Source organism: Pseudomonas sp. Y39-6, from assembly GCF_023651955.1.
GTDB classification, from domain to species: Bacteria; Pseudomonadota; Gammaproteobacteria; order Pseudomonadales; family Pseudomonadaceae; genus Aquipseudomonas; species Aquipseudomonas veronii.
In genome coordinates this window covers 2,803,793-2,825,667 of sequence record NZ_CP069594.1, presented here as the reverse complement: position 1 = coordinate 2,825,667, position 21,875 = coordinate 2,803,793, and the positions used below count along the sequence as shown (strand labels likewise).

Annotated in this window: 16 protein-coding genes; 5 read left to right on the top strand and 11 right to left on the bottom strand. The window is 62.8% G+C overall.

Going from position 1 to position 21,875, the window contains the following annotated elements; genetic code table 11:
- Window positions 1–17: 17 nt before the first annotated feature.
- A complete protein-coding gene (locus tag JN756_RS13010; protein WP_108526512.1) occupies window positions 18–479 on the bottom strand; it encodes a hypothetical protein in 462 nt (153 codons plus the stop codon).
- The gene (locus JN756_RS13005) at window positions 480–4,868 is read right to left on the bottom strand and encodes an RHS repeat-associated core domain-containing protein (protein ID WP_250690879.1); all 4,389 of its coding nucleotides are present in this window, start codon (window positions 4,866–4,868) and stop codon (window positions 480–482) included.
- Between the two features lie 286 nt (window positions 4,869–5,154).
- Here JN756_RS13005 and JN756_RS13000 point away from each other — a divergent pair, with 286 nt between their 5' ends.
- The 3 genes from JN756_RS13000 to JN756_RS12990 all read left to right on the top strand — a co-directional run bounded on the left by JN756_RS13000 (window position 5,155) and on the right by JN756_RS12990 (window position 8,731).
- Window positions 5,155–6,129, top strand: a complete 975-nt coding sequence (locus JN756_RS13000) for an ABC transporter substrate-binding protein (protein WP_046488508.1) — start codon at window positions 5,155–5,157, stop codon at window positions 6,127–6,129.
- 12 nt (window positions 6,130–6,141) lie between these two features.
- Window positions 6,142–7,491 carry an LLM class flavin-dependent oxidoreductase gene (locus JN756_RS12995; RefSeq protein ID WP_046383850.1) on the top strand — a complete coding sequence of 450 codons (1,350 nt, stop codon included), beginning with the start codon at window positions 6,142–6,144 and terminating at the stop codon, window positions 7,489–7,491.
- 61 nt (window positions 7,492–7,552) lie between these two features.
- Entirely contained in the window at window positions 7,553–8,731 is a 1,179-nt protein-coding gene (locus tag JN756_RS12990) for an acyl-CoA dehydrogenase family protein (RefSeq protein WP_104903427.1), read from the top strand.
- Between the two features lie 99 nt (window positions 8,732–8,830).
- On the opposite strand, the gene JN756_RS12985 is transcribed toward JN756_RS12990, so the two are convergent.
- The 5 genes from JN756_RS12985 to JN756_RS12965 form a co-directional block, all read right to left on the bottom strand.
- On the bottom strand, window positions 8,831–9,604 hold the full coding sequence (locus tag JN756_RS12985) for an energy transducer TonB (protein ID WP_128192627.1): 774 nt from the start codon (window positions 9,602–9,604) through the stop codon (window positions 8,831–8,833).
- Window positions 9,601–10,047 (bottom strand): protein TolR, encoded by a 447-nt coding sequence (tolR, locus tag JN756_RS12980; protein ID WP_046383853.1) that lies wholly within the window; start codon window positions 10,045–10,047, stop codon window positions 9,601–9,603. The genes JN756_RS12985 and tolR overlap by 4 nt, the downstream gene beginning before the upstream one ends.
- A 14-nt stretch (window positions 10,048–10,061) precedes the next feature.
- Window positions 10,062–10,754: a protein TolQ gene (tolQ, locus tag JN756_RS12975; RefSeq protein ID WP_201022151.1), complete on the bottom strand. Its 693-nt coding sequence runs from the start codon at window positions 10,752–10,754 to the stop codon at window positions 10,062–10,064.
- Between the two features lie 49 nt (window positions 10,755–10,803).
- A complete protein-coding gene (locus tag JN756_RS12970) occupies window positions 10,804–12,669 on the bottom strand; it encodes a phytase (RefSeq protein WP_201022150.1) in 1,866 nt (621 codons plus the stop codon).
- 144 nt (window positions 12,670–12,813) lie between these two features.
- The gene (locus JN756_RS12965; RefSeq protein ID WP_046383856.1) at window positions 12,814–15,327 is read right to left on the bottom strand and encodes a TonB-dependent receptor; all 2,514 of its coding nucleotides are present in this window, start codon (window positions 15,325–15,327) and stop codon (window positions 12,814–12,816) included.
- A 379-nt stretch (window positions 15,328–15,706) separates the two neighbouring features.
- On the opposite strand from JN756_RS12965, the gene JN756_RS12960 reads away from it, so the two are divergent.
- Window positions 15,707–16,621, top strand: a complete 915-nt coding sequence (locus JN756_RS12960; protein ID WP_046383857.1) for a GGDEF domain-containing protein — start codon at window positions 15,707–15,709, stop codon at window positions 16,619–16,621.
- Between the two features lies 1 nt (window position 16,622).
- On the top strand, window positions 16,623–17,660 hold the full coding sequence (locus JN756_RS12955) for an AraC family transcriptional regulator (RefSeq protein WP_046383858.1): 1,038 nt from the start codon (window positions 16,623–16,625) through the stop codon (window positions 17,658–17,660).
- Here the strand turns inward: JN756_RS12955 and JN756_RS12950 are convergent.
- From JN756_RS12950 to JN756_RS12935, 4 genes are all read right to left on the bottom strand, one after another.
- The gene (locus JN756_RS12950) at window positions 17,647–18,534 is read right to left on the bottom strand and encodes a LysR family transcriptional regulator (RefSeq protein ID WP_046488517.1); all 888 of its coding nucleotides are present in this window, start codon (window positions 18,532–18,534) and stop codon (window positions 17,647–17,649) included. The genes JN756_RS12955 and JN756_RS12950 overlap by 14 nt on opposite strands.
- Before the next feature lie 198 nt (window positions 18,535–18,732).
- On the bottom strand, window positions 18,733–19,350 hold the full coding sequence (gene ycaC, locus JN756_RS12945; protein WP_046383860.1) for an isochorismate family cysteine hydrolase YcaC: 618 nt from the start codon (window positions 19,348–19,350) through the stop codon (window positions 18,733–18,735).
- Between the two features lie 27 nt (window positions 19,351–19,377).
- Window positions 19,378–21,216, bottom strand: coding sequence for an amidohydrolase (locus tag JN756_RS12940; RefSeq protein WP_079443563.1), 1,839 nt, complete (start codon window positions 21,214–21,216; stop codon window positions 19,378–19,380).
- Window positions 21,213–21,803 (bottom strand): antibiotic biosynthesis monooxygenase, encoded by a 591-nt coding sequence (locus tag JN756_RS12935; protein WP_128192625.1) that lies wholly within the window; start codon window positions 21,801–21,803, stop codon window positions 21,213–21,215. The genes JN756_RS12940 and JN756_RS12935 overlap by 4 nt, the downstream gene beginning before the upstream one ends.
- Window positions 21,804–21,875: the final 72 nt, after the last annotated feature.

The window sequence follows — 21,875 nt, the reverse complement described above, 5'->3', positions numbered from 1 at the left end:
CTGGCCGATCGTACACACTATTTTACCCATGAGGAAAAATCAGAAATATAGATTTCATCTAATCTTAGATTTGCGGGGATATCTTGAATACTGTCGGCAATTTCATCGAAAGGTGAAGGTATTACGTATGAAATACCGAAGTCTTCCTCTAGGATGAGGGAACCATTGAAAATGCGTTGTCTTTTTGATAACTCAGCTATTTCATAAAAAAACATGCCAGTCCTAAATGTTTTCCGGTACGTACCCTTGTAGTTCTTATTGCAACCCAGCGAACATATAGCACCGTCAGCCTTGGTAGTAATAGTTATTGTATTATCCACCCAATAAGCCGTCCTGATTTCGCTATCAGGCAAAGTATAGTTTTTAACTACGACCTCATGGTACTCATACAGCTCTTTAAGGTAAATAGAAACATTGCTATTGAGTACAATGTTCGCGAGAGACTCCCCGGATTTTATTTCAGCATTGAAGTCAATCATTTATAAACTCCCGTTCATTAGTGCGCCATCGACATAGACTGGAGAATCTTTGATTAAATCGTAATTTTTAAATCCTCCGTGACCGATTCGGCCAAAAACCACATCTTCCCCCGATTTATTTACTTTATAAATCTTCCAGTAGTCGTTGCCGTGAATATTTTTTTGGCTTTTATTTCCGCCCGGGTGATAATCCAGCTTATATATGGATCCGGATTTTGTAGTTCGAGAAAAATGAACGTGCTGAATGGCATCAGGTCTGCCAGCTTGAGGATAACTTTTAGTCCAGCCACGAGTGCTTAGATAGCCGTCAAGGTCAGCAGATTTCTTGCCTGTCAACTTATCAATCCAGCGTTTGGCTATCGTAGATTTCCTGGAAAAACCCTTCGATGAGCCACAGTTTAATCCTATAGGGTCGACATATCCAAAAGGGTTTGGTGCATATACGTATAAGTTAACCCCACCCATCAACCCAATCGGATCCGGCGTCGTAAATCGCCCCACATCCGGATCATAAAACCTGAACGTATTGAAATGCAGCCCCGTCTCCCGATCCAGATACTGTCCCTGAAATCGCAGGTTCTGCTCTTCAATGTAATAAGGCTCACGCACCTCCTCCAGCGTATTGCCCCACACCCGATAAGTCGCGCGCCAGACGTTGTGCCCGTCGCCTTCGGTCAATTGTTCCGGCAAGCCGTTGAGGTCGTTGTGGTAGTAGCGGATTTTTTGCAGCGGGCCGATGCCGTCGACTCGCGCTAAGGGTTCGTAGCCTTCGTCTGCGTAGACGTAAAGGCTGGTCTGGCTGTGTTTATGCTCCTGCAACAAACGCAGGCCATCCCAGGTGAATCGGGTTTCTCCCAGCGCATAACCCCGGCTGTCGTGTTCGGTTTTAGTGATACGTCGACCGAGCGGGTCGTAGGTCATGTTCACCAGCGTTTCGCGCCCGTTCTTCTGGCTGCGTACTTCGATCAAGCGGTGTTCAGCGTCGTAGGCAAAATGTTGCAAACCCCGTGCGGCGCTGCGTTTTTCGATCAGTCGGCCAAAGCCGTCGTAGCGGTAACGCTTGTCCTGGTAGGTCAGCAGTTTGTTATGCACCACCAGCCCGGCGCCGGTTTGCGGGCCGTCGAGCAGGTTGGCGGCGGCGTCGTAGGCGAAGGTTTCGCGCTGGCCGTGCAGGTTGTCCTGGCTGGCGATGATGCGGCCGGTGGCGTCGTAGTGCAGCAGTTGGCGATGTTGCGCGGCGGGTTGCTGGTCGAGTTTGCCGATCAGGTTGTCGGCGGGGTCGTACTCGAAGTGTTTTTGTGTGGCCGCCGGCATCAACGAGGGCTGGCTGGCGTGGCGGCGCTGGCGTGCGCGCAGGCGGCCGCTGCGGTCGTATTCGCTGCGGGTGCTGAGTTGGCCTTGGGTGCGCAGCACTTCGCGGTGCAGGCGGTCGCGTTCGAAGTCGCTGATGACCTGGCCGTCGAGGTTGATCTGGTGCAGGTGGCCGCTGCCGTAGTAGAGGCGATTGAGCCAGCGGCCGTCGGGCAGTTGGGTTTGGATCAGGTTGCCGAGTTCGTCGTAGCGATGGTGCAGATTGCCCGCTGAACTCTGTTCGGCAAGCAACTGGCCAAGGGCGTCGTAAGCGAAACCAAGAGCCTGGGTATTGCCCTGCAAGTCGGTGAAGGTGACGGCGGTTAGCTGGTCCACCGCATCGTAGCTGTAGTCGGTGCGGCCATCGTCGGTGGTCTTGGCAATCAACCGGCCAACCGCATCGCGCTCCAGCCGATGAATGATGGGGGTCGGTGGCTCCTCGGGAACTATCGCCAAGCCATTGCCATAAGGCGCCGCAACGGCGGTCACTGCCGTGATGTTATCCAGCCGGTCGTAGGTGTAGCGCTTGGCGCTGCCGTCGAGGTCTTGTTGTTGGGTCAGCCGATCCCCTGCATCCCACGCGAACCGATAGCTTTCGCCGTTCTCGTTGACCAGCGCTTGCAGCCGCCCATAGCTGTCATAGCCGAATTGCACCTGCCGGCCATGGGCGTCGGTGCGCTGGCGTACCTGGCCGCGACGGTTGTGCTGGTAGAGCGTGGTGTGCCCGGCCGGGTCGGTGTAGCCCACCAACTGACCGCTGACATCGCGCTGATAGCGCTCAATGCGTCCGTCCGGCAGTTGGCTGCTGAGCAAGCGCCCGTTGGCGTCATAGCTGAATTGAGTGCGTTCGCCGAGGGCGTCGGTGATGACCTGCAAATAGCCTCGCTCGTCATAGCTGAAGCGCGTGGGGTAGCCCGAGCAATCGACATGCTCGACCAGTTGCCCGAACGGGTTCCAGCGCAGCTTTTTACTTTTGCCGGTGGCGTCGGTGATTTCCACTGCTTGGCCGAAACGGTCGTATCGATAGCGCGTGGTCTGACCAAGTGGATCGATTTCGCTGACGCAGTTGCCGCGCGGGTCGTACCGGTATTGCCAAACCTGTCCGGCGGCATCGGTTTCCACCAACGGCAGCGACCAATGCTCCAGCCACACGGTGGATTCGATACGCCCCAGCGGATCTTGCGCCTCGCACAGGTTGCCGGACTCGTCGTAACCGAACGTCCACTGACCGCCCTGAGGGTCGGTGGCGCCGAGCAACTGGCGCTCGTCATTCCAGTCGAATTGCCAGGTTTGGCCGAGGTTGTCGGTGTACTCGGTGATCTGGTACTGGGCATTCCACCGACGGGTGCTGACCCGTTGCAAGCCATCGGTAATCCGCGTGGTTCCGGCGTGTAGGTCATAGTCGAACTGGTAGTCATCGCCTTCGTCGGTCCAGTGTCGGACCACGCGCCATTCGGCGTCTTCCACACAGGCCCATTGGTAATAGCAACGCAGTCCGGCGGGCCGTTGGTGCTCGACCATGCGCCGGCCGCTGTCGTAGGCAAAGCGGCGCTGCACATGCCCGGCAGCGTCGCGAACTTCGGCCAGGTCGCCAGCGGCATCGTAGTGGTAGCTGACTAACACTTCGCGGCTGTGATCGGGGAACAGGCGGTCAATCTGCTCGACTCGGCCGAGTTTGTAGCCGAGTTCAATTCGTACATCATTGAAGGAATCGTGTAACTGGCTCAGGCGACCTTGGGCGTCGTAGTCGAGGAGGATGCGGTTGTCATTGCGGTCCCCCAACTGGCTCAGCCGCAGGTGCAACGGGTTGCCTGGCGCCGGCTCAAACAACCTGTAGAGCCCATCGACGCTCTCGATCAGCACCTGCCCGTGGGCATGGCGCCGCACGCTCAGGCCTTCGCCCGCGCTGAACACCGCACCGCCCAAGGGGATCACGCCCATATCGATCTGCCGCGCCTGCTCGTCGGTGTAGATCAGGCGCTCGCAGCCCTCAGCAAGCCCCTCCATTTCGACGAAAACCTCGTAGATCACACTCCAACCGGCGCCGAACAGGCCATCGCGGCGTTCGTCCCGACTGCTGTAGTAGCGCTGCCACTCGATCGGCAACAGGCCAGGCAGGGTGAAGTCCAAGTCGTCCTCACCGTCGAGAATTTTCGCCCCCGTGGCGCTGTGTACCGGGTTGGGCGAACCGGCGACCGCCGAGGTAATGGCATTGCTCACTTGGCCGCTGCCCCACGACACCAGCCCGCTCACCACCATGCACGGCAGCTTGCTGAAAAACTTCGCGCCACCGCCGCGCAACGTCAGCAGCGCCGTCACCGCCAAGCCAACCCCCGGCGTCTTGCCGCTGCGGATTTCGCGGACGACGACCGGGGCGCCGCCGATGATCACATTCGGCGAAACCTGCGCCGTCCCAACCTTGGCCTCGCACGTGCTGCGATCCCCACTGCGCACGGCGGGCTGGCCGTTGATAAATACGCGACTGGAACCCTCGGCCATGTACTGCTCTGGCATCGGCGGATGTTTATCGCAGTCGACTTTATCGCCAGGACAAGGCACGGCGCCCAAGGCTGGCGTAGCGACTGTCGGGCGCCATAGCTGAGAGAAAAAGTCTTCAGCGATATCCAGATAAGTAGGCTCACCGTCGGGCGCTGCGATTACATCCGAGATCTTGCCAGCCGCCCGCGCCGCGGGTTTGCCGTTGATGAATACGTTGGGCGAACCGCTGCTGATGAAGGCGTCGATGACGGGAGGAAACAGGGCATTGGCGAAAGACTCACATAATCGTGAGAGGCCTTTGTCCGCGCCGGATTTGCTCATGCCGACGCCGACCACCGCACCCACCACGGCGCCGAGTACAACGCAGCCGAGGCCGCCAGTCGCCACGGTGACACCCGCCGCCGCAACCACCGCCGCTGTCGCCAATGCGGTCACGGCCACATTGGCGGCAATCTCCAGAACTCCGCCTAAAACGTCGGCCAGCATGGAACTGTGCAGAAGCGCATCGCCCTCGCGGGCGGCCCAAGGCGTGTCAGTCATGCGCAACGATCCGTGTTTGAAAAAGACCCGGATCAAATCACGCGGTGGTTGCCTTGCTCAGGTGAGACTTTCCGACGCGTTCGTAGGAATGCTCCGAATCAGCACCCAAACTAAATGCATAAAAGGAATAATCATAAACCAGATAATCAGTTATTTTAATAATTAACATATAACCAAAAAGAACTTCACAGCAGGTTTTTATGGGAATAACGTTAACCCCTCACCGACCCCTTCTCCAGGCGGAGGTAGCCGAACCCTTTCTTGATCTGCCTGGAGCCTGTATCCCATGGTCTTTGCCTCCCCGTTCAAACGCCTGCTCCTGGGCACCGCACTGGCCTTCGGCCTGAGCACCGGCGCCCATGCCGCCGACCTGCAACCGCTGCGGGTGGCCAATCAGAAATCGACGATCAAGGCGCTGCTGGAAGTCTCCGGCGAAGCCAAGAATGTGCCCTATGAAATCCAGTGGGCGGAATTCCCGTCCGCCTCGCCGCTGGGTGAAGCCTTGAATGCCGGCGCCGTGGATATCGGTGCGCTGGGCGATGCACCGTATGTGTTCGCCCTCGGTGCCGGTGCAGCGCTCAAGGTGGTCAGCATCATCCACGCCGACGGGCGTAGCACCACCGCCCTGCTGGTGCCGAAGGACTCGCCCATCAAGACCGTGGCGGACCTCAAAGGCAAGCGCATCGTGACAGGCCGAGGCTCCATCGGGCATTACCTGGCGATCAAGGCCCTGGCCAGCGCCGGCCTGACCACCCAGGACGTGCAGTTCATTTTCCTGCTGCCCAGCGAATCGCGCCTGGTGCTGGACAATGGCAGCGCCGATGCCTGGTCGACCTGGGACCCCTACACCACCGTGGTCACCTCACAAAGCCAGGCGCGGATCGTGGCCAGCGGCAACACGCTGTTGAGCAATCACCTGTACCTCGCGGCAACCAGCCAGGCCATCAGCGAAAAACGCGCGCAGCTCGACGACTTTGTCGCACGCGTCGACCGCGCCTACGCCTGGGCCAATACGCACCCCAACGAGTACGCCGCCGCCCAGAGCAAAATCACCGGGCTGCCGCTGGCCGTGCATGTGGCCGTGGCCAAAGAAACCCACCTGACCCCGGTACTGATTGACGACGCCGTGATCAGCGGCCTGCAAGCGACCGCCGACACCTACCAACAAGAAGGCCTGCTGCCCCGGCACATCGACGTGTCGCAGGGTTTCGACAAGAGCTTTAACGCCAAGCGTGCCCCCCAAAACCAAGCATCGCGTTAACAGGAGCAGAACATGAGCAAGCCACGTCAATTGAAACTCGGCGCCATGGTTCACGGTGTCGGCCACGGCTGGGGCGAATGGCGCCACCCACAGGCGCAACCGAATGCCAGTACGAATTTTGCGTTCTACAAGCAGCAGACTGAACTGGCCGAAACCGCCAAGTTCGACTTCGTGTTCATCGCCGACAGCCTGCACATCCATGCCAAATCCAGCCCGCATTACCTCAACCGGTTCGAACCGCTGACCATCCTCTCGGCCCTGGCCGCGTTGACCACGCACATCGGCCTGGTCGCCACCGTCACCGTCAGCTACACCGAGCCCTACCAGGTCGCACGCCAGTTCGCCTCGCTGGACCACATCAGCGGCGGCCGCGCCGGCTGGAACGTGGTCACCTCGTGGCTGAGCGGCACCGCCGATAACTTCGGCAAGGCCGAGCACCCGCCACATGCGGTGCGCTATCGCATCGCCAGGGAACACCTGAATGTGGTCAAGGGGTTGTGGGACTCCTGGGAGGACGACGCCTTTGCCTACAACAAGCAAAGCGGTGAGTTCTTCACCCCGCACAAGCTGCACACGCTGAATCACCAGGGCGAGTTTTTCTCGGTGAAAGGCCCGCTCAACATCGCCCGTTCGCGCCAGGGCCAGCCGGCGATTTTCCAGGCGGGCACCTCGGAGGACGGGCGCAACTTCGCCGCCGAGCATGCTGATGCGATCTTTGTGCATGTCGACAGCATCGAAGACGGCCTGGCCTACACCCAAGACCTCAAACGCCGCGCCACAGGCTTCGGCCGCGACGCCGACAGCCTGTCGATCCTGCCGGGTATCCGCCCGATTGTCGGCCGCGACGCCGCCGAAGTGGAACGCCGCTATCAGCAGGCAGTGGACCTGGTGACCGTGGAAGATGCGATTGTCGCCCTCGGTCGCCCGTTCAACGACCATGACTTCAGCCAGTACCCGCTGGACGAACCGTTCCCCGAGTTGGGCGAACTGGGTTCCAACAGCCAGAAAGGCGGCTCCGACCACATCAAACAACTGGCCCGGGACAAAGGCCTGACCCTGCGCGAAGTGGCCTTGCATTTCTCGCGGCCCAAGCGTGATTTTGTCGGCACCCCGGAGCACGTCGCCGATACGATCCAGACCTGGTTCGAGACCGGCGCCAGCGATGGTTTCATCGTCAATTCGGTGCTGCCCGATGGCTTGCAATACTTCACCGAACGGGTGGTGCCATTGCTGCAACAGCGCGGCCTGTTCCGCAGCGAATACAGCGGCCAGACCCTGCGCGACAACCTCGGCCTGGACGTACCGGCCAACCGCTACAGCGTCGCCGCCGAGGTCGAAGCACAGCAGGAGGCATTGGCATGAGCGAATCCCTCCACATCGGGGAGCCAGCCCGCTGCCCGATTTCTGACCGAGTCCACGCATCATGACGTCATCCTCGCCACCGTCCTTGCGCGCCGTGGAAGTCGCCAACTTCGACGCCCTGCTCGACCGTCTCAGCGCCGAACTGGCCGGCAGCGCTCAGCTTTTCGACGAGAGCGGCGCCTTCCCCCACGCCAACTTCAAACGGCTGCATGAACACGGCCTGCTCGCCCTCACCGTGCCCAAGGCCCTCGGTGGCGGCGGCGCCAGCCTGGCCCAGGCACGCAAAGCCATCAGCGCGATTGCCAAGGGCGAACCCTCTACCGCGCTGATCCTGGTGATGCAGTACCTGCAACACACGCGCCTGCAAGACAGCAAAACCTGGCCCGCGCACCTGCGTGTAAAAGTCGCCGAAGACGCGGTACGCCACGGTGCGTTGATCAACGCGCTGCGCGTCGAGCCGGACCTCGGCACCCCCGCCCGCGGCGGCCTGCCGGCGACCACCGCGGTGCGCAGCCCTGAAGGCTGGCGCATCAGCGGGCGCAAGCTCTACTCCACCGGCAGCCACGGCCTGAGCTGGTTCAGCGTGTGGGCGCGCAGTGACGATGCCGACCCGCTGGTAGGCGCCTGGCTGGTCCCCAAAAACAGCCCCGGCATAAGCATCATCGACAGCTGGGACCACCTGGGCATGCGCGCTACCTGTAGCCATGACGTGGTGTTCGACAACGTGCTGGTGCCGCTCGACCACGCCGTCAGCGTCAGCCCCTGGAGCGCACCGCAGCCGGAACTGGATGCCGAGGGGTTGCTGTGGATGTCAGTGCTGCTGTCGTCGGTGTATGACGCCGTGGCCCAGGCCGCGCGCGATTGGCTGGTGAACTGGCTGCAAACGCGCCAGCCGTCCAACCTCGGCGCCGCGCTGGCGACATTGCCGCGTTTCCAGGAAACCGTCGGGCATATCGACACCCTGCTGTTTGCCAACCGCAGCCTGCTCGACGCCGCCGCCGAAGGGCATACCCCGGCCGGCAATGCGGCGCAGTTAAAGTACCTGGTGACCGGCAACGCGATCCGCGCCGTGGAGCTGGCGATCGAAGCCTCGGGCAACCCCGGTCTGTCCCGCCACAGCCCGCTGCAGCGCCACTACCGCGACGTGTTGTGCAGCCGCGTCCACACCCCGCAGAACGATGCCGTGCTGCAAGGCGTCGGCAAGGCGGCCTTCGCCCAACGGCAGAAGGAACGCACATGAGCAAGGGCACCACCCTGAGCATCCTCGTCTGTGGTGCGCTCGGCCAACGCCTGACTCGGTTAAAAAATGTGGCAGGGGCCTTGTGTCGGCTGGCCAATCTCATTTGATGCGGTAGTGAAAGGTATTGCGCACCGCCGGCACCGCTACCGCCTTGCCGTCAACGATCCTCGGCTGGTAGCGGAAGGTATTCGCCGCCGCCAATGAAGGCCGGATAAACAGCGGGTGACAGCCGTCCAGCACCTTGGGGTTTTCCACGCGGCCCAGGGAGTTGACGGTGTACTCCACCGAGCAATCGCCTTCGATGTTTTTGTCCAGGGCGCGTTCGGGGTACTGCGGTGCTTCTTTGCTCAGCGGCAAGTATTGGCGACTGTCGAACGCCGGGGCTGGAGCAGGTGTGGCAACCCGCGCGGTTTCAGCGGCCAGCCGCGCCTGGTTCAGCCGTTGTTGCTCCAGCTCGCGGTTGTGCTGTTCGGTGGCCTGGCGTTCCTGTTGCTGTTCAAGGCGCTTTTGCTCGACGCGCTTACGCGCCAGGGCCGCTTTCTCCAGTTTTTGCGCCTGGATCTGTGGGTCGAGGGTGGGTTTCACCGGCGTCGGCACCGCCACGGGCTCCGGCGGTGGCGGCGCCACCGCCAGCGCTTCAGGCAGCGGTTCAGGCACGGGGGCCGGGGCCGGCGGCAGCATCACCAGTTGCGTATGCATCACCTGCGGCGCTTGCACCATCGGCTTCTGCGGTGACCAGCCCAACATCAGCCCGGCCACCACACCCACATGCAGCGCAACGGCCAGGCTCGCCGCCAAGCCTTTGCGCCACCACCCGCTGCAATCCCGAGGCGCCATCACCAGGCTCGGACTGTGCATGATCATCGCCGTCATTGCGGGGCCTCGGTCACCAGCCCCAGGTGGCTGACGCCGCCCTTTTGCAACACCGCCATCGCCGCGACCACGCGCCCATACCCGGCGTCTTCGTCAGCGCGGATATAGACCTGGGTGTCACTGCGCGCCGCCACCACTTGCATGACCTTGGCGCCCATGTCCTCCAGGCTCACGGCGCTGTCGGTCTGGTGCTGCGTGTCCAGCTCGTCGCCGAGGTTCCAGTAGTAACTGCCGTCGGCCTTTACCGACAGCGTGAGGATCTGCTGGCGGGTGTCGGTGGCCAGCGCCTCGGCGGCGACCTTGGGCAGGTCGATCTTCACGCCCTGGGTCAGCATCGGTGCGGTGACCATAAAGATCACCAACAGCACCAGCATCACATCGATATAGGGCACCACGTTCATCTCGGCCTTGGGCCCGTGCTTGCGTTGCGGCCTGGTTAACATGGGCTTGCTCCTGTTCAGGCGGCCGTGGCCAGGTGGGTCGGCATGCCGCTCAGGCTGCGATGCAGGCGCACTTGCAGTTCATTGCCGAAGGCGTAGTAGCGGGTGAGCAGCGTCTGGCTGCGCGCCGAAAAGCGGTTGTAGGCGATCACCGCCGGGATGGCGGCAAACAGGCCGATGGCCGTGGCGATCAAGGCTTCGGCGATGCCCGGCGCCACCGTGGACAGCGTGGCCTGTTGCACCTGGGACAAGCCGAGAAAGGAATTCATGATGCCCCACACCGTGCCGAACAGGCCGATGTACGGGCTGACCGAACCCACGGTGGCGAGAAACTGCAGGCCCTTTTCCAACTCGATTTCCTGCGCGCTGATCGCCACCTGCAAGGCGCGCTCCACCCCTTCGAGTACCGCCGGATCGTGGCTGTGCAGGTGCTGGTATTCCTCGACCCCGGCGATAAAGATCGGCGCCACGCCGCCCTCGCCCGCCTGCACGGTGTCGCGGTACAGCGCCTGCAGGTCCGGAGCCGCGCGAAAGCGCGGCAAAAACCCGTTCAACTGGCGCTCCAGGCGCCGCAGCACACTGCCGCGCTGGAGGATCAAGTACCAACTGAGCAAGGACGCCAACAGCAGCGTGACCATCACCGCCTTGACCAACAGGCTGGCGTCGCTGATCAACCCCCAGATCGTCATATGTTCCATCGTCGCGTGCATGGTGGTGAACTCCTATTCGATTAAAAAGTGATGACCGGGTGATGACGGCTTACGGCAATTTCAGCGCGCGGGTCACATCGCGCCAGGGCACGAACTTGAAGTTCTGGGTTTGCTCGGGCATGCGCTTGCGCCCGTCCTGCACCACCAGCATGCCTTGGCTCCACGGCCCGCCGAGGTTGACGGCGGTGACTTCGAGGCCATCGGTTTCCGACGCCCCATCGATCCCGGCCTCAGCGTTCAAACCGACGCGAAAGGCGCCGTGGGCGGCGAACGGCGGTTCGGCATCCACCACCAGGTAGCTGTCATTGCCTTGGCTGGAGATCACCAGGTAATCGCGCGCGCCGCTCTGGTACAGCGCCAGGCCCTCGACATCCGCGTGCAGTTGCGCGCCGACCTTGATCACGCTGGTCAACGTCGCCGGCTGATCGGCTCGGGCGTCCACCGCCCAGACGCCGACATCTTCTTCACCGATGAACAGGCGCTGACGCTGGTCATCGGCGACGCAGCCTTCGGGTTGGCTGTCGACCTTGAACTGGCGCACCAACTCGCCCTGCACGCGGCCAGCCGGCGCGCTCAAACGGTATTGCAGGAAGGTGCCGTCCTTGCCGTTGGCGATCGCGTACAGTTCACCGCTGGCCGGCTGGAACAGACAGATGCCGTAGATTTCCTTGAGCGGCGTCGGCACTTCGCCGGCTTCGCGCAACTCGCCGCTCTGACGGTCGATGCTGAACAGGCTCAGGCTGTTGTGATCGCGATTGCTCGCCACGGCGAGGTCGACGGTCTGTTGGCCGAGCTTGAAGTTGGGGCGGACATCGACGTTGTTCAGGCGCCCCACTGCCAGCTCCTGCAACAGCTTGCCGTCGAGGTCGTAGGCCAGCAGGCCTTGTTTTTTGTTGGTGCCGAGCACGCGGCTCTGCGCCGGTCGTTGCGGGTGAATCCAGATCGCCGGGTCGTCCGCCGCATCGCCTTGGCGCCCGACCGGGTCGGTCTGGCGCTGGGCGGCGACTTCCGGCAGCACCGGCAGCGGCGCGACGGGCGTAGCCTGCCACGTCAACTCGGCCTGATAGAGGTTGCCGCTGTCGTCGTCGCGCAGCAGCAGTTGCCGGCCTTTGATTGCCAGGTTTTCCGCCTCCTTCACACCCGGCAGGTGCAGGCTCGGCAGGGCGACCCAGCGCTCGCCGTCCTGCTGGAACAGCTGCAGTTGCGCGCTCTTCGGATCAAGCGCGACCAGCCCACCCGGCACCAGCGCCATGGCCCCGGCGGCGCGCCCGGGATTGTCGAACAGCGCCACCGGGGTGCGTTTCACCTCGGCTTCCGGGTGCGCCGGGTAGGCCCACCAGCCGACGTTTTCTTCGTTCACCACCAGTTGATGGGTCGCATCGTCCACCTGGCAGAACTGCGCCGACGGCGGCAGCGGCACGCCGCGCACACGCTGGGGTCGGGCCAGCAACGTCGGACCATTGCCCACCAGCCATTGCTCGCCCTTGCCCTCTTCGCCCACCAGGAACACAAACAGGTTGGCCGCCGAGTCGCGATACAGGCACACGCCGTTGACCGGATAGTCGCGGGTCGGCAGGTACAGCGGCGCGCCCCAGCGTTTGCCGGCGCTATCCAGGCTGATCAGCATGGCCTGCTGGCGTTGGTTATCCAGGGTCGCCACCAGCACCTGGGCACCGGCGGCACGGCTGTCGAGGCTGCTGAAGTTGCCCTTGAAACGCGCCAGTTCGGCGCCTTTTTCGTCGAGCAGCAACAGGCCGTCACGGGTGCTGGCGGCCAGGCGTTCGGGGCCGTTGGGCAGGAAGGCCAGCGCCTCGGCGTTCAGGTTCGGCGCCCAACGCGTCAGGGCCAGGTCGGCGGCCAGCGCATGGCCGCAGGTGGCCAGGGCCATCAGCAGGTATAGCTTGGAAAATCTCATGAACAGGCAAATCCTTCGAAAACGATGAACAACCCATGTGGGAGGGGGTTTGCTCCCGATGGCAGTGGTTCGGCTGATAAATCCGGCGACTGACACACCGCTATCGGGAGCAAGTCCCCTCCCACACTCGGGTCGAGGTGGTGGTTAGAAATGGGTGAAGGTCAGGCCGAGCTTGTAGGTCGGGCCGTACTCTTCGTACTGGCCGTTGTAGCTGCGGTGGCCGGTGTAGACGAAGTACGACTCGTCGGTGAGGTTCTGCGCCTCGAAGCTGACTTGCAGGTTCTTGGTCAGCGAGTAGCGTGCGCTGAAGTCGACAAAAGTCTGTGCGTCGACGTGCAGGTCGTGGGCCTTGTCGTTGATCGAGGCCAACTCATACAGGTAGGCCGATTTGTAGTTGGCCGACACGCGCAGGCTGAGCTTGTCGTTTTCCCAGCCGAGCATCAGGTTGCCGACAGTGTCCGACTGGTTGGGCAAGCTGATGTTGCGTGTGCGGTTGCCGCCGCTGGCCGCGTCGAAGCCTTCGATATCGGCGCTGGAGCGGCTGAACGTGGTGTTTGCACCGACCAACAGGCCGTTCCACGGCGCGGGCAGCCAGTCGAACTTTTGTGAGTAGGCCAGTTCCAGGCCGTAGAGCTTGGCGCTGTCGCCGTTGGCGTAGGTGTGGGCCTCGGCGAAGTTGGTCCAGGCGCCGGTGCCGGCCACGTCGGTGTTGTAGACAAAGTGCTTGATGTCTTTGTAGAACACGAACGCCGACACAGTGCCGGCGCGGCCCATGAAGTGCTCGATGCCCAGGTCGAGGTTGCTCGACTCCAGGGGCTTGAGGTCCGGGTTGCCGAAGGTGGCTTCGTCATCGTCGATCACGAACCCCGGCGCCAGTTGGCCAAAGGTCGGGCGCACCACGGACTTGGTCCAGGCCGCGCGCACCTGGGTGTTCTTGTCGATCTGGTAACGCGCATGCAGGCCCGGCAACCAATGGTGATAACGCCGTTTGGTCTCGGTGGCGCTGAACTGGCCGTCGGTGGCGCCGGTGCCTTTGGCTTCGAACTCGGTGCCTTCGTAGCGCATGCCCGCGATGAAACGCCAGTCGTCGATGTCGATGGTGTTCATCAGGTAGCCGGCGTTGATGTCCTCGCGGATGGTGAAGTCGTTGACCCGGGATTCGGTCTCGTCATAGAAGTCATCACGGTTGAGGCTGCCGATCAGCTGCTTGATACTCCCCGCGCTGATACCCGGGCCGTAATTGCCGAGACGGTAGTCGACGCTGCCCTTCTGGAACCGGGTGAGGTTGAGTTGTTCGTCGGTGAAGCCCAGGTCGTCGAAGTTCTTGTAGACCCAGGCTTCCAGGTCGTTGTCCTTGTGCCGACGGCTGACCTTGCCGCCGAACTTGACCTGGGACGCGTAGCCGCTCAGGTCGTAGTCGCGGGCCAGGTCCAGGCGCAGGTTTTTCTCGGTGTCTTGGGTGTTCTGTTTTTCCCAGTCGACCTTGTCCAGGGTGAAGTTGCTCGCGTCGTAGAAGCCGGCGCCGACGATCGGGCGCGGTTTGTCTTTGTCGTAGAAGCCGCTGTCGGCAAAGTCGCCGCCATCGAAGGTGGCGCCGGCGATATGCGCCGGGCTGTCTTCGCTGGATTGGCTGTAGCCGGCCTGGCCGCTGAGGGTCCACAGGCCGAGCATGCGTTCGCCGCCGAACACGTAGGACTGGATTTCCTGGGTTTCCTCACGGTTCTTCAACTTGCGCTTGCCCTCGGCCACACCCAGCTCGCCAGGGGCCTGGGGGTCGGCAAATTCGAGGCTGGCGGCGTTGCGGGTCTCGGTGTCGGTGTAGCGGCTGTAGAGGGTGCGCAGGTAGTAGCTGCTGAGGTCATCGGGCTTGTAGTCGAAGTTCAGGCCACCGCCAGCGCGTTCGCGGCTGATGTCGTAGTCACGCTGTTCGAACTTGTTGAGTTTGGCCCCCTGGCTGAAGTCCCAGGCGCCGCCGGTTTCGACGTTGTCCGAGCCGAAGTCGCGCTTCTGCCAGCTCAGGGCCGCGGCGACGCCGAAGTTGTCGATACCATCGCCGAGGCTGAAGCGGTTGCTCGCCGCGCCGGAGAATTTCGGGCTGGTCTGGCGTGTGTTCTTGTCGTAGCTGGCCTCGGTGCTGCCGGTGTAGAACAGGCCTTTGTGATCGAACGCCGACAGGCTCTTCACATCGACGGTGCCGCCGAGGGAGTTGGCGTCCATGTCCGGGGTCAGGGTCTTGATCACCGACAGCGACTGCACCAGCTCGGAGGGCAGTACATCGAGGGCCACGGCGCGACGTTCGCTTTCGGGCGACGGCACCAGGGTGCCGTTGATGGTCACGCTGTTGAGGTCCGGGCCGAGGCCGCGCACGCTGACGAACCGCCCTTCGCCCTGGTCGCGCTCGACGCTGATGCCGGGCAGGCGCTGCGCGGCTTCGGCAACGTTTTCATCCGGCAACTGCGCCACGCCGTCGGCATGCACCACGCTCTTGATGCTGTCGGAGGAGCGCTGTTCCTTAAGCGCCTGGTCGATGGCGGCCGCCTGGCCGACCACGTCGACGTGCTCGGTGTGGGTGGCGTCGGCGGCCTGGAGCCGCTCGCTGGCCATCGCCAGGGCCAAGGCGGTGAGCGTAAAGCTGACGAGCCCGGTGCGCTTGTACATGAAGTCCTCCCCAAGAGTCCGTTGGCGCCAGGCAAGAGGCCCGGCAACTGGGAGGGCACGCTAGGGCCGGGGGATGACGGTTCTGTGACAGGGGTTGGCCGCAAGGCCCGTAAACCGGGAGTTTTGCCTGGTTCTCAACGTGGAATGAGCCAAAATGACCTCTGGAGGTCAACGGTGGGAGGGGGCTTGCCCCCGATAGCGGTGGGTCAGTCAATAGATAAGCCATCTGGCACACCGCAATCGGGGGCAAGCCCCCTCCCACCGTTGGTTTTCATCGCGTGTGGGGTGAGCTGATTCGACCCTCCCCCCTCGTCATCCAACCGTCACATCCATCTGCTGTGCTGGCGCCCATCGCTCATTCGCCAGAGGACTCGCGGCCATGTTTTGCGTGCTCAAACCCCACCGCTGGAAACTCGCCCTGCTGCTGCTCGCGGCCAATCTTGGGCTGATCCTGCACCTGGCCTGCGGCGAGCTCAAAAGCGTCAGCGAGTGGGTATGGCTGGATATCATCGGCGAAGGCGGCTCCGCCCTGCTCGCCCTGGTATGGCTGGGCCTGGTGCTGAAAAGCCGCCCCGCCGGGCGCGTCACCAATTACCTGGCACTGGGCCTGTCGTGCATCTTTTTCTCCTGGTGGATCGACAGCCTCGACGAATTCATTCGCCTGCCTGCCAGCATCACCTGGGATCACTGGCTGGAGTCCGGGCCGATGCCGGTGGGCATGATCCTGCTGACCCTGGGTATCTACCACTGGCACCGCGAACAACTGGCGATCAGCGCGCAAATGGAGAAGCGCGAGCGGCTGTTTCGCGAGCACCGGCTGTTCGACACACTCACGCCCCTGGGCGGCGCCGATTACCTCAAGCGCCAACTGGCCGACAGCCTGCAAGACAGCCGCGACCAGCAACAACCGCTGTCGCTGCTGGCCCTGGACCTGGACAATTTCACTGCGATCAACCAGGCCTATGGCCACGCCGAGGGCGATGCGGTATTGCAGGCCCTCAGCCATGTGCTACTGCTCAATCTGCGCCGCCAGGACTTACTCTGCCGCCTGGCCGGCGACCGCTTTGTGGTGGTGTTGCCCAACACCGGCGAGCGCCAGGCCCAGGCGTTGGCGCTGGAGTTGGAGCAAGCGGTGCGCAGCCTGGCGCACAAGACGCGACAACACGGCGAGCGCCTGCAACTGGCGGCGAGCACGGCCGTGGTGATGGCCCTGGACGAGCCGCCCCAGGACTTGCTCAAGCGCCTGAACCTGACGCTCGCCCGGGCCAAACAACCGCTTGCGAAAAGCGCCTGAGATGGCCGTGAAAACCCGTTGGTATGAGGCCGACAGCCGCTTCATCCCAGGGCATTACCAACCCGCCGCGTTGATCGACCTGGCCTTGTCCCGCGACATCGACAGCCATCGCCTGTTGCGCGGCACCGGGCTGTTCCACGAGGACATCCTCGCCGGTACAGCACAACTGAGCCCGCAGCAGTTTCTCGGATTGATCGGCAACAGCCGGCGCTTGCTCGCTGCCGATGAGAGCAGCTTCCTGTTTGGCCAACGCCTGCTGCCCGGCTATTACGGCGCCGCCAGCCATGCCCTGGGCCACGCGCAGAATCTGGATCAGGCGCTGGAGATCCTGATCCAGCAACAGGTGCTGCTCAGCCCGCTGGTGACGCTGCAATTGGAGCGGGATGAACACCATGCCTACCTGTACTGGCGGGACAGCTGCGGCGCCGGCGAACACTGGCGGTTCCTGCTGGAAGCCAGCATGACCTCGCTGGTCGCCATGAGCCGCTGGCTCAGCGGCCAGCGCCTGCCGTGGCAATGCAGCTTCAGCCATGGCGAGCCGCATTACGTCGAACAATACTGGGTTCACCTGGGCGAACACACGCGCTTCGCGCGCCCGCTGGACATGATGTGCATCCCGCGCGAATACCTGGTCATGGCCTGGCCCGGCGCGTCGGCCACCGCCGGCCAAGTCGCGCGCCAGCAGGCCCGCGAGCAGATCGAACAGCTCGGTTTTGCCGACAGTTTTCTCGATTGCCTCTACGACTACCTGCGCGAACAGGTGCGCCAGCCGCCCAGCCTGGAACAGGCGGCCCAGGCGTTCGCCATGAGCCCGGCGACCCTCAAGCGCAAACTGCACAAGCACGACACCGGCTTTCAGCAGCAGGTGGATCGGGTGCGCAAGCACGTCGCGTTGCACCTTTATCAGGTCAAGGGGTTCAGCAACGATGAAGTGGCCGCGTACCTGAACTTCAACGATGCGGCGAACTTCCGGCGTTCGTTCAAGCGCTGGACAGGCACCACGCCGAACCTGATCCGTCAGCTGTTCAACAGCCGTTAGCCAGGCGCTCGCGCAGGAACTCCACCAGCGCCTGCACCGGCCTCGAACTCTGCCGGTGCTGCGGGTACACCGCCGACAGCGTCAGGGCCTCGGGGGCGAAGTCTTGCAACAGCGTCACCAGGCGCCCGTCCGCCAAGGCATCGGCGACGATAAAGGTCGGCAGGTAGGTGACGCCCAACCCGGCGATGGCGGCGTCGCGCAGCAACTCGCCATTATTGACGCGCATGCGCCCGCTGACGTTCAGCGACTGCGGCTTGCCTTTGCTCTGGAACCGCCATTGCACCTGGCGGCCGTGGCCGTAGGGCAGGCAATCGTGGTCGGTCAGGTCGTCGGGTTTCTGCGGTGTGCCACGCAACGCAAGGTACTCGGGGCTGGCGCAGTACACACGCTGCACGCTGGCGATACGCCGGGCGATCAGGGTGGAGTCTTCGAGGATGCCGATGCGCAACACCAGATCGTAGCCTTCGCCGATCAAGTCCACCGGGCGGTCGCTCAGATCGACTTCCACCGACACCTGCGGATAGCGCTGCAAAAACAGCGGCAACAGGCAACCCAGATGGGCCATGGCAAACGACAACGGCGCACTCAGGCGAATGGTGCCGCGCGGTTCGCTGTTCTGCCCGGCAATGCCCTGCTCCACCTGCTCGACTTCGCTGAGCAGGCGCAAGGCCGATTCGTAGTAACTCTGCCCCAGGGGTGTGACATCCAGGCGGCGGGTCGAGCGGTTGAGCAGGCGCACGCCGAGGCGGTCTTCGAGTTGGATCAGGCGGCGGCTGACGAATTGCTTGGACAGCCCCAATTGCTCGGCGGCGGCGGTGAAACTGCCGGACTCCATGACCTGGCAAAACAGGCGCATGTCTTCGAAGGGATTCATTGTCGCGTCTCGGTGGACATTTTGCTGATTTATAGCCTGTCAGGTGCTGCACCACAAACCTAATGTGCCAACACAATCAAAAGTGGGAGGGGGCTTGCCCCCGATAGCAATATGTCAGCCACTACATGCATGACTGATCCACCGCTATCGGGGGCAAGCCCCCTCCCACAGGGGATTACCGAGATTCCCGAGGTCGGGTTACTTGGTGGTGAACGCCGAGTAGCTGTTCATCAGGTTGCGGTAGTTGGGAATGCGCGGCGACAGCAGGTTGGCCAGGCCTTCCATGTCGTTGCGCCAGTCAACCTGCAGCTCGCAGGCCACGGAGAACCAGTTCACCAGTTGCGCGCCGGCTGCGGTCATACGAGCCCAGGCAGCCTGTTGCACGGTTTCGTTGAAGGTACCGGAAGCGTCGGTGACCACGAACACCTCAAAGCCTTCGGAGAGAGCGCACAGGGTCGGGAACGCTACGCACACATCCGTCACCACACCGGCAATGATGATCTGCTTGCGGCCGGTGGCCTTCACCGCCTTGACGAAGTCTTCGTTGTCCCAGGCGTTGATCTGGCCAGGGCGCGGGATGTACGGCGCGTCCGGGAACAGTGCTTTGAGCTCGGGCACCAGTGGGCCGTTGGGGCCGCTTTCAAAGCTGGTGGTGAGGATGGTCGGCAGGTTGAAGAACTTCGCCACGTCGGCCAGGGCCAGCACGTTGTTCTTGAATTCGTTGGGGGAGAAATCCTGCACCAGGGAGATCAGGCCGGTCTGGTGATCCACCATCAGCACCACGGCGTCATCTTTGTTCAAGCGCTTGTAAGTCATGGGTTAACTCCTTTGTGGGTTTAGGTATCAGAACGCAAAGCACGAGCAGCCAAACGCACCCCAGAAGCCCTGGAAGTCGCTGACCGGCACGTTGGAAAGACGCGCTTTCTCATGGCCATGAGCATGCACGCCACACGGGCCACTGCAGTGGTGAGCCTGCGCCTGCAGCGGCGAAGCGGGACGCCAGTGCCCCGGCACCTTGACCACCGGCGACCAGTCCGGCAGCACCGGCACGCGCGGCGGTGCGAAATCTTCGAAGTCGCCGGCGCCATACACCACCTTGCCGCCGACCACGGTCAGCACCGACTCGATCCACTTGATGGCCTCTTCATCGACGCTGAAAAAATCCGCCGACAGCGCGGCGACGTCCGCCAACTGGCCGACCTTGATCTGGCCCTTCTTGCCCTGCTCGGACGAGAACCAGGCGCTGCCATGGGTGAACAGCTCCAGCGCGGTCAGGCGCGGCAGGCCTTCGGCGTGCAGCTCCAGGCCGCCCACAGTGCGGCCGCTGACCATCCAGTACAGCGAGGTCCACGGGTTGTAGCTCGACACCCGCGTGGCGTCGGTGCCCGCGCCGACCGGTACGCCTTCGGCGAGCATGCGTTTGATCGGCGGCGTGGCTTCGGCGGCCTTGGCGCCGTAGCGCTCGACAAAGTACTCACCCTGGAACGCCATGCGGTCCTGGATCGCAATCCCGCCGCCGAGGGCGCGCACACGCTCGATGTTGTGCGGGGTGATGGTTTCGGCGTGGTCGAAGAACCACGGCAGGCCATTGAACGGGATGTCGCGGTTGACCTTCTCGAACACGTCGAGCATGCGCGAGATCGATTCGTTATAGGTGGCGTGCAGGCGGAACGGCCAGCGCTGCTCGACCAGGTGGCGCACCACCGGCTCCAGTTCCTGCTCCATGCTCAGCGGCAGGTCGGGGCGCGGCTCGAGGAAGTCTTCGAAGTCGGCGGCGGAGAACACCAGCATCTCGCCGGCGCCGTTGTGCCGCAGGTAGTCGTCGCCCTGGTGCAGGGTGACGCTGCCGGTCCAGTGCTTGAAGTCGCTGAGTTCTTCCTTGGGCTTCTGCGTGAACAGGTTGTAGGCGATACGTACCGTCAGCTGTTCATCCTTGGCCAGTTGCTCGATCACCGCGTAATCGTCGGGGTAGTTCTGGAAGCCGCCGCCGGCGTCGATCGCACTGGTCAGGCCGAGGCGATTGAGTTCGCGCATGAACTGGCGGGTCGAGTTGACCTGGTATTCCAACGGCAGTTTCGGGCCCTTGGCCAGGGTCGCGTAGAGAATCATTGCGTTGGGCCGCGCCACCAGCATGCCGGTGGGGTTGCCGTTGCTGTCACGCACGATCTCGCCGCCCGGCGGGTTCGGGGTGTCCTTGGTGTAGCCGGCCACGCGCAGGGCGGCGCGGTTGAGCAAGGCGCGGTCGTACAGGTGCAGCACGAACACCGGCGTGTCCGGCGCCGCCTGGTTGAGCTCGTCCAGGGTCGGCATGCGCTTTTCGGCGAACTGGAATTCGTTCCAGCCGCCGACCACGCGCACCCATTGCGGCGTCGGGGTGCGATCGGCCTGGTCCTTGAGCATGCGCAAGGCATCGGCCAGGGACGGCACGCCTTCCCAGCGCAGTTCGAGGTTGTAGTTCAAGCCGCCACGGATCAGGTGCAGGTGCGAGTCGTTGAGGCCGGGGATCACCGTGCGGCCCTTGAGGTCGATGACCTGGGTGCCGCTGCCGCGCAGAGCCATGGCCTCGCCATCGGTGCCCACGGCCACGAAGCGCCCCTGGCGAATGGCGACGGCGGTGGCGCGTGGGTTTTCACGGTCCACGGTGTGGAACTGGCCATTGAACAAAATCAGATCGGCGTTCATAGGGTTTCCTTTACAGAGGCTTCAAGCCAGGGAGCGAACAGGCGGGTAGCCGCCGGCATCAGCACGTACACCACCAGCAACACGATGGTCAGGGTGATCAGGAAGGTGGCGACCACGTAGTTGGACAGGAACGGGTGCAGGCGCAATATCGGGCCCCACACGATCGGTACCAGCAGGGTCAGCGGCAGGATCACGCACAGGGTGACCACGGCCTGTTTCCAGCGCGGCGGTTTGGCGACGCTGTCGGTTTGGGGGGTGAACCAGAACTCGTTGACCGCACCGATTTCGGTGTGGTCGCCGTCGGCCAGCATCGGCGCGGCTTCTTCGATCAGGGTTTTGCGCTCGGGGGAGTCGAGCCAGCGTTGCAGGTCGTCGGTGGAGCGGTAGCGCAACACGCAGGTGAACAGCGACAGGCCGTCGTGTTTACCGCGCACGACGTCGACGCCGAGGTGGCCCGGGCGTTCGCCGGCGATGCGTACTATGCGGCGTAGCCACGCTTCGTAGTTGGCCTCGCTGCCGGATTTGATCCGGTGTTTGACGATCAGGGTGACGACTTCGTCGGAACCGGTTTCAGGTGTTGGGTCCATGGTGTGTTCTTCCCCCTGGAGAGCTGAGCGATGAGACGAGTTTGGCGGCGACGAGCGATTCGGAATTGGATG

What these genes read in the sequence shown, in the direction of transcription:
- JN756_RS13010 (WP_108526512.1), bottom strand. Translation starts at nt 479, where the DNA reads ATGATTGACTTCAATGCTGAAATAAAATCCGGGGAGTCTCTCGCGAAC.
- JN756_RS13005 (WP_250690879.1), bottom strand. Translation starts at nt 4,868, where the DNA reads ATGACTGACACGCCTTGGGCCGCCCGCGAGGGCGATGCGCTTCTGCAC.
- JN756_RS13000 (WP_046488508.1), top strand. Translation starts at nt 5,155, where the DNA reads ATGGTCTTTGCCTCCCCGTTCAAACGCCTGCTCCTGGGCACCGCACTG.
- JN756_RS12995 (WP_046383850.1), top strand. Translation starts at nt 6,142, where the DNA reads ATGAGCAAGCCACGTCAATTGAAACTCGGCGCCATGGTTCACGGTGTC.
- JN756_RS12990 (WP_104903427.1), top strand. Translation starts at nt 7,553, where the DNA reads ATGACGTCATCCTCGCCACCGTCCTTGCGCGCCGTGGAAGTCGCCAAC.
- JN756_RS12985 (WP_128192627.1), bottom strand. Translation starts at nt 9,604, where the DNA reads ATGACGGCGATGATCATGCACAGTCCGAGCCTGGTGATGGCGCCTCGG.
- tolR (WP_046383853.1), bottom strand. Translation starts at nt 10,047, where the DNA reads ATGTTAACCAGGCCGCAACGCAAGCACGGGCCCAAGGCCGAGATGAAC.
- tolQ (WP_201022151.1), bottom strand. Translation starts at nt 10,754, where the DNA reads ATGCACGCGACGATGGAACATATGACGATCTGGGGGTTGATCAGCGAC.
- JN756_RS12970 (WP_201022150.1), bottom strand. Translation starts at nt 12,669, where the DNA reads ATGAGATTTTCCAAGCTATACCTGCTGATGGCCCTGGCCACCTGCGGC.
- JN756_RS12965 (WP_046383856.1), bottom strand. Translation starts at nt 15,327, where the DNA reads ATGTACAAGCGCACCGGGCTCGTCAGCTTTACGCTCACCGCCTTGGCC.
- JN756_RS12960 (WP_046383857.1), top strand. Translation starts at nt 15,707, where the DNA reads ATGTTTTGCGTGCTCAAACCCCACCGCTGGAAACTCGCCCTGCTGCTG.
- JN756_RS12955 (WP_046383858.1), top strand. Translation starts at nt 16,623, where the DNA reads ATGGCCGTGAAAACCCGTTGGTATGAGGCCGACAGCCGCTTCATCCCA.
- JN756_RS12950 (WP_046488517.1), bottom strand. Translation starts at nt 18,534, where the DNA reads ATGAATCCCTTCGAAGACATGCGCCTGTTTTGCCAGGTCATGGAGTCC.
- ycaC (WP_046383860.1), bottom strand. Translation starts at nt 19,350, where the DNA reads ATGACTTACAAGCGCTTGAACAAAGATGACGCCGTGGTGCTGATGGTG.
- JN756_RS12940 (WP_079443563.1), bottom strand. Translation starts at nt 21,216, where the DNA reads ATGAACGCCGATCTGATTTTGTTCAATGGCCAGTTCCACACCGTGGAC.
- JN756_RS12935 (WP_128192625.1), bottom strand. Translation starts at nt 21,803, where the DNA reads ATGGACCCAACACCTGAAACCGGTTCCGACGAAGTCGTCACCCTGATC.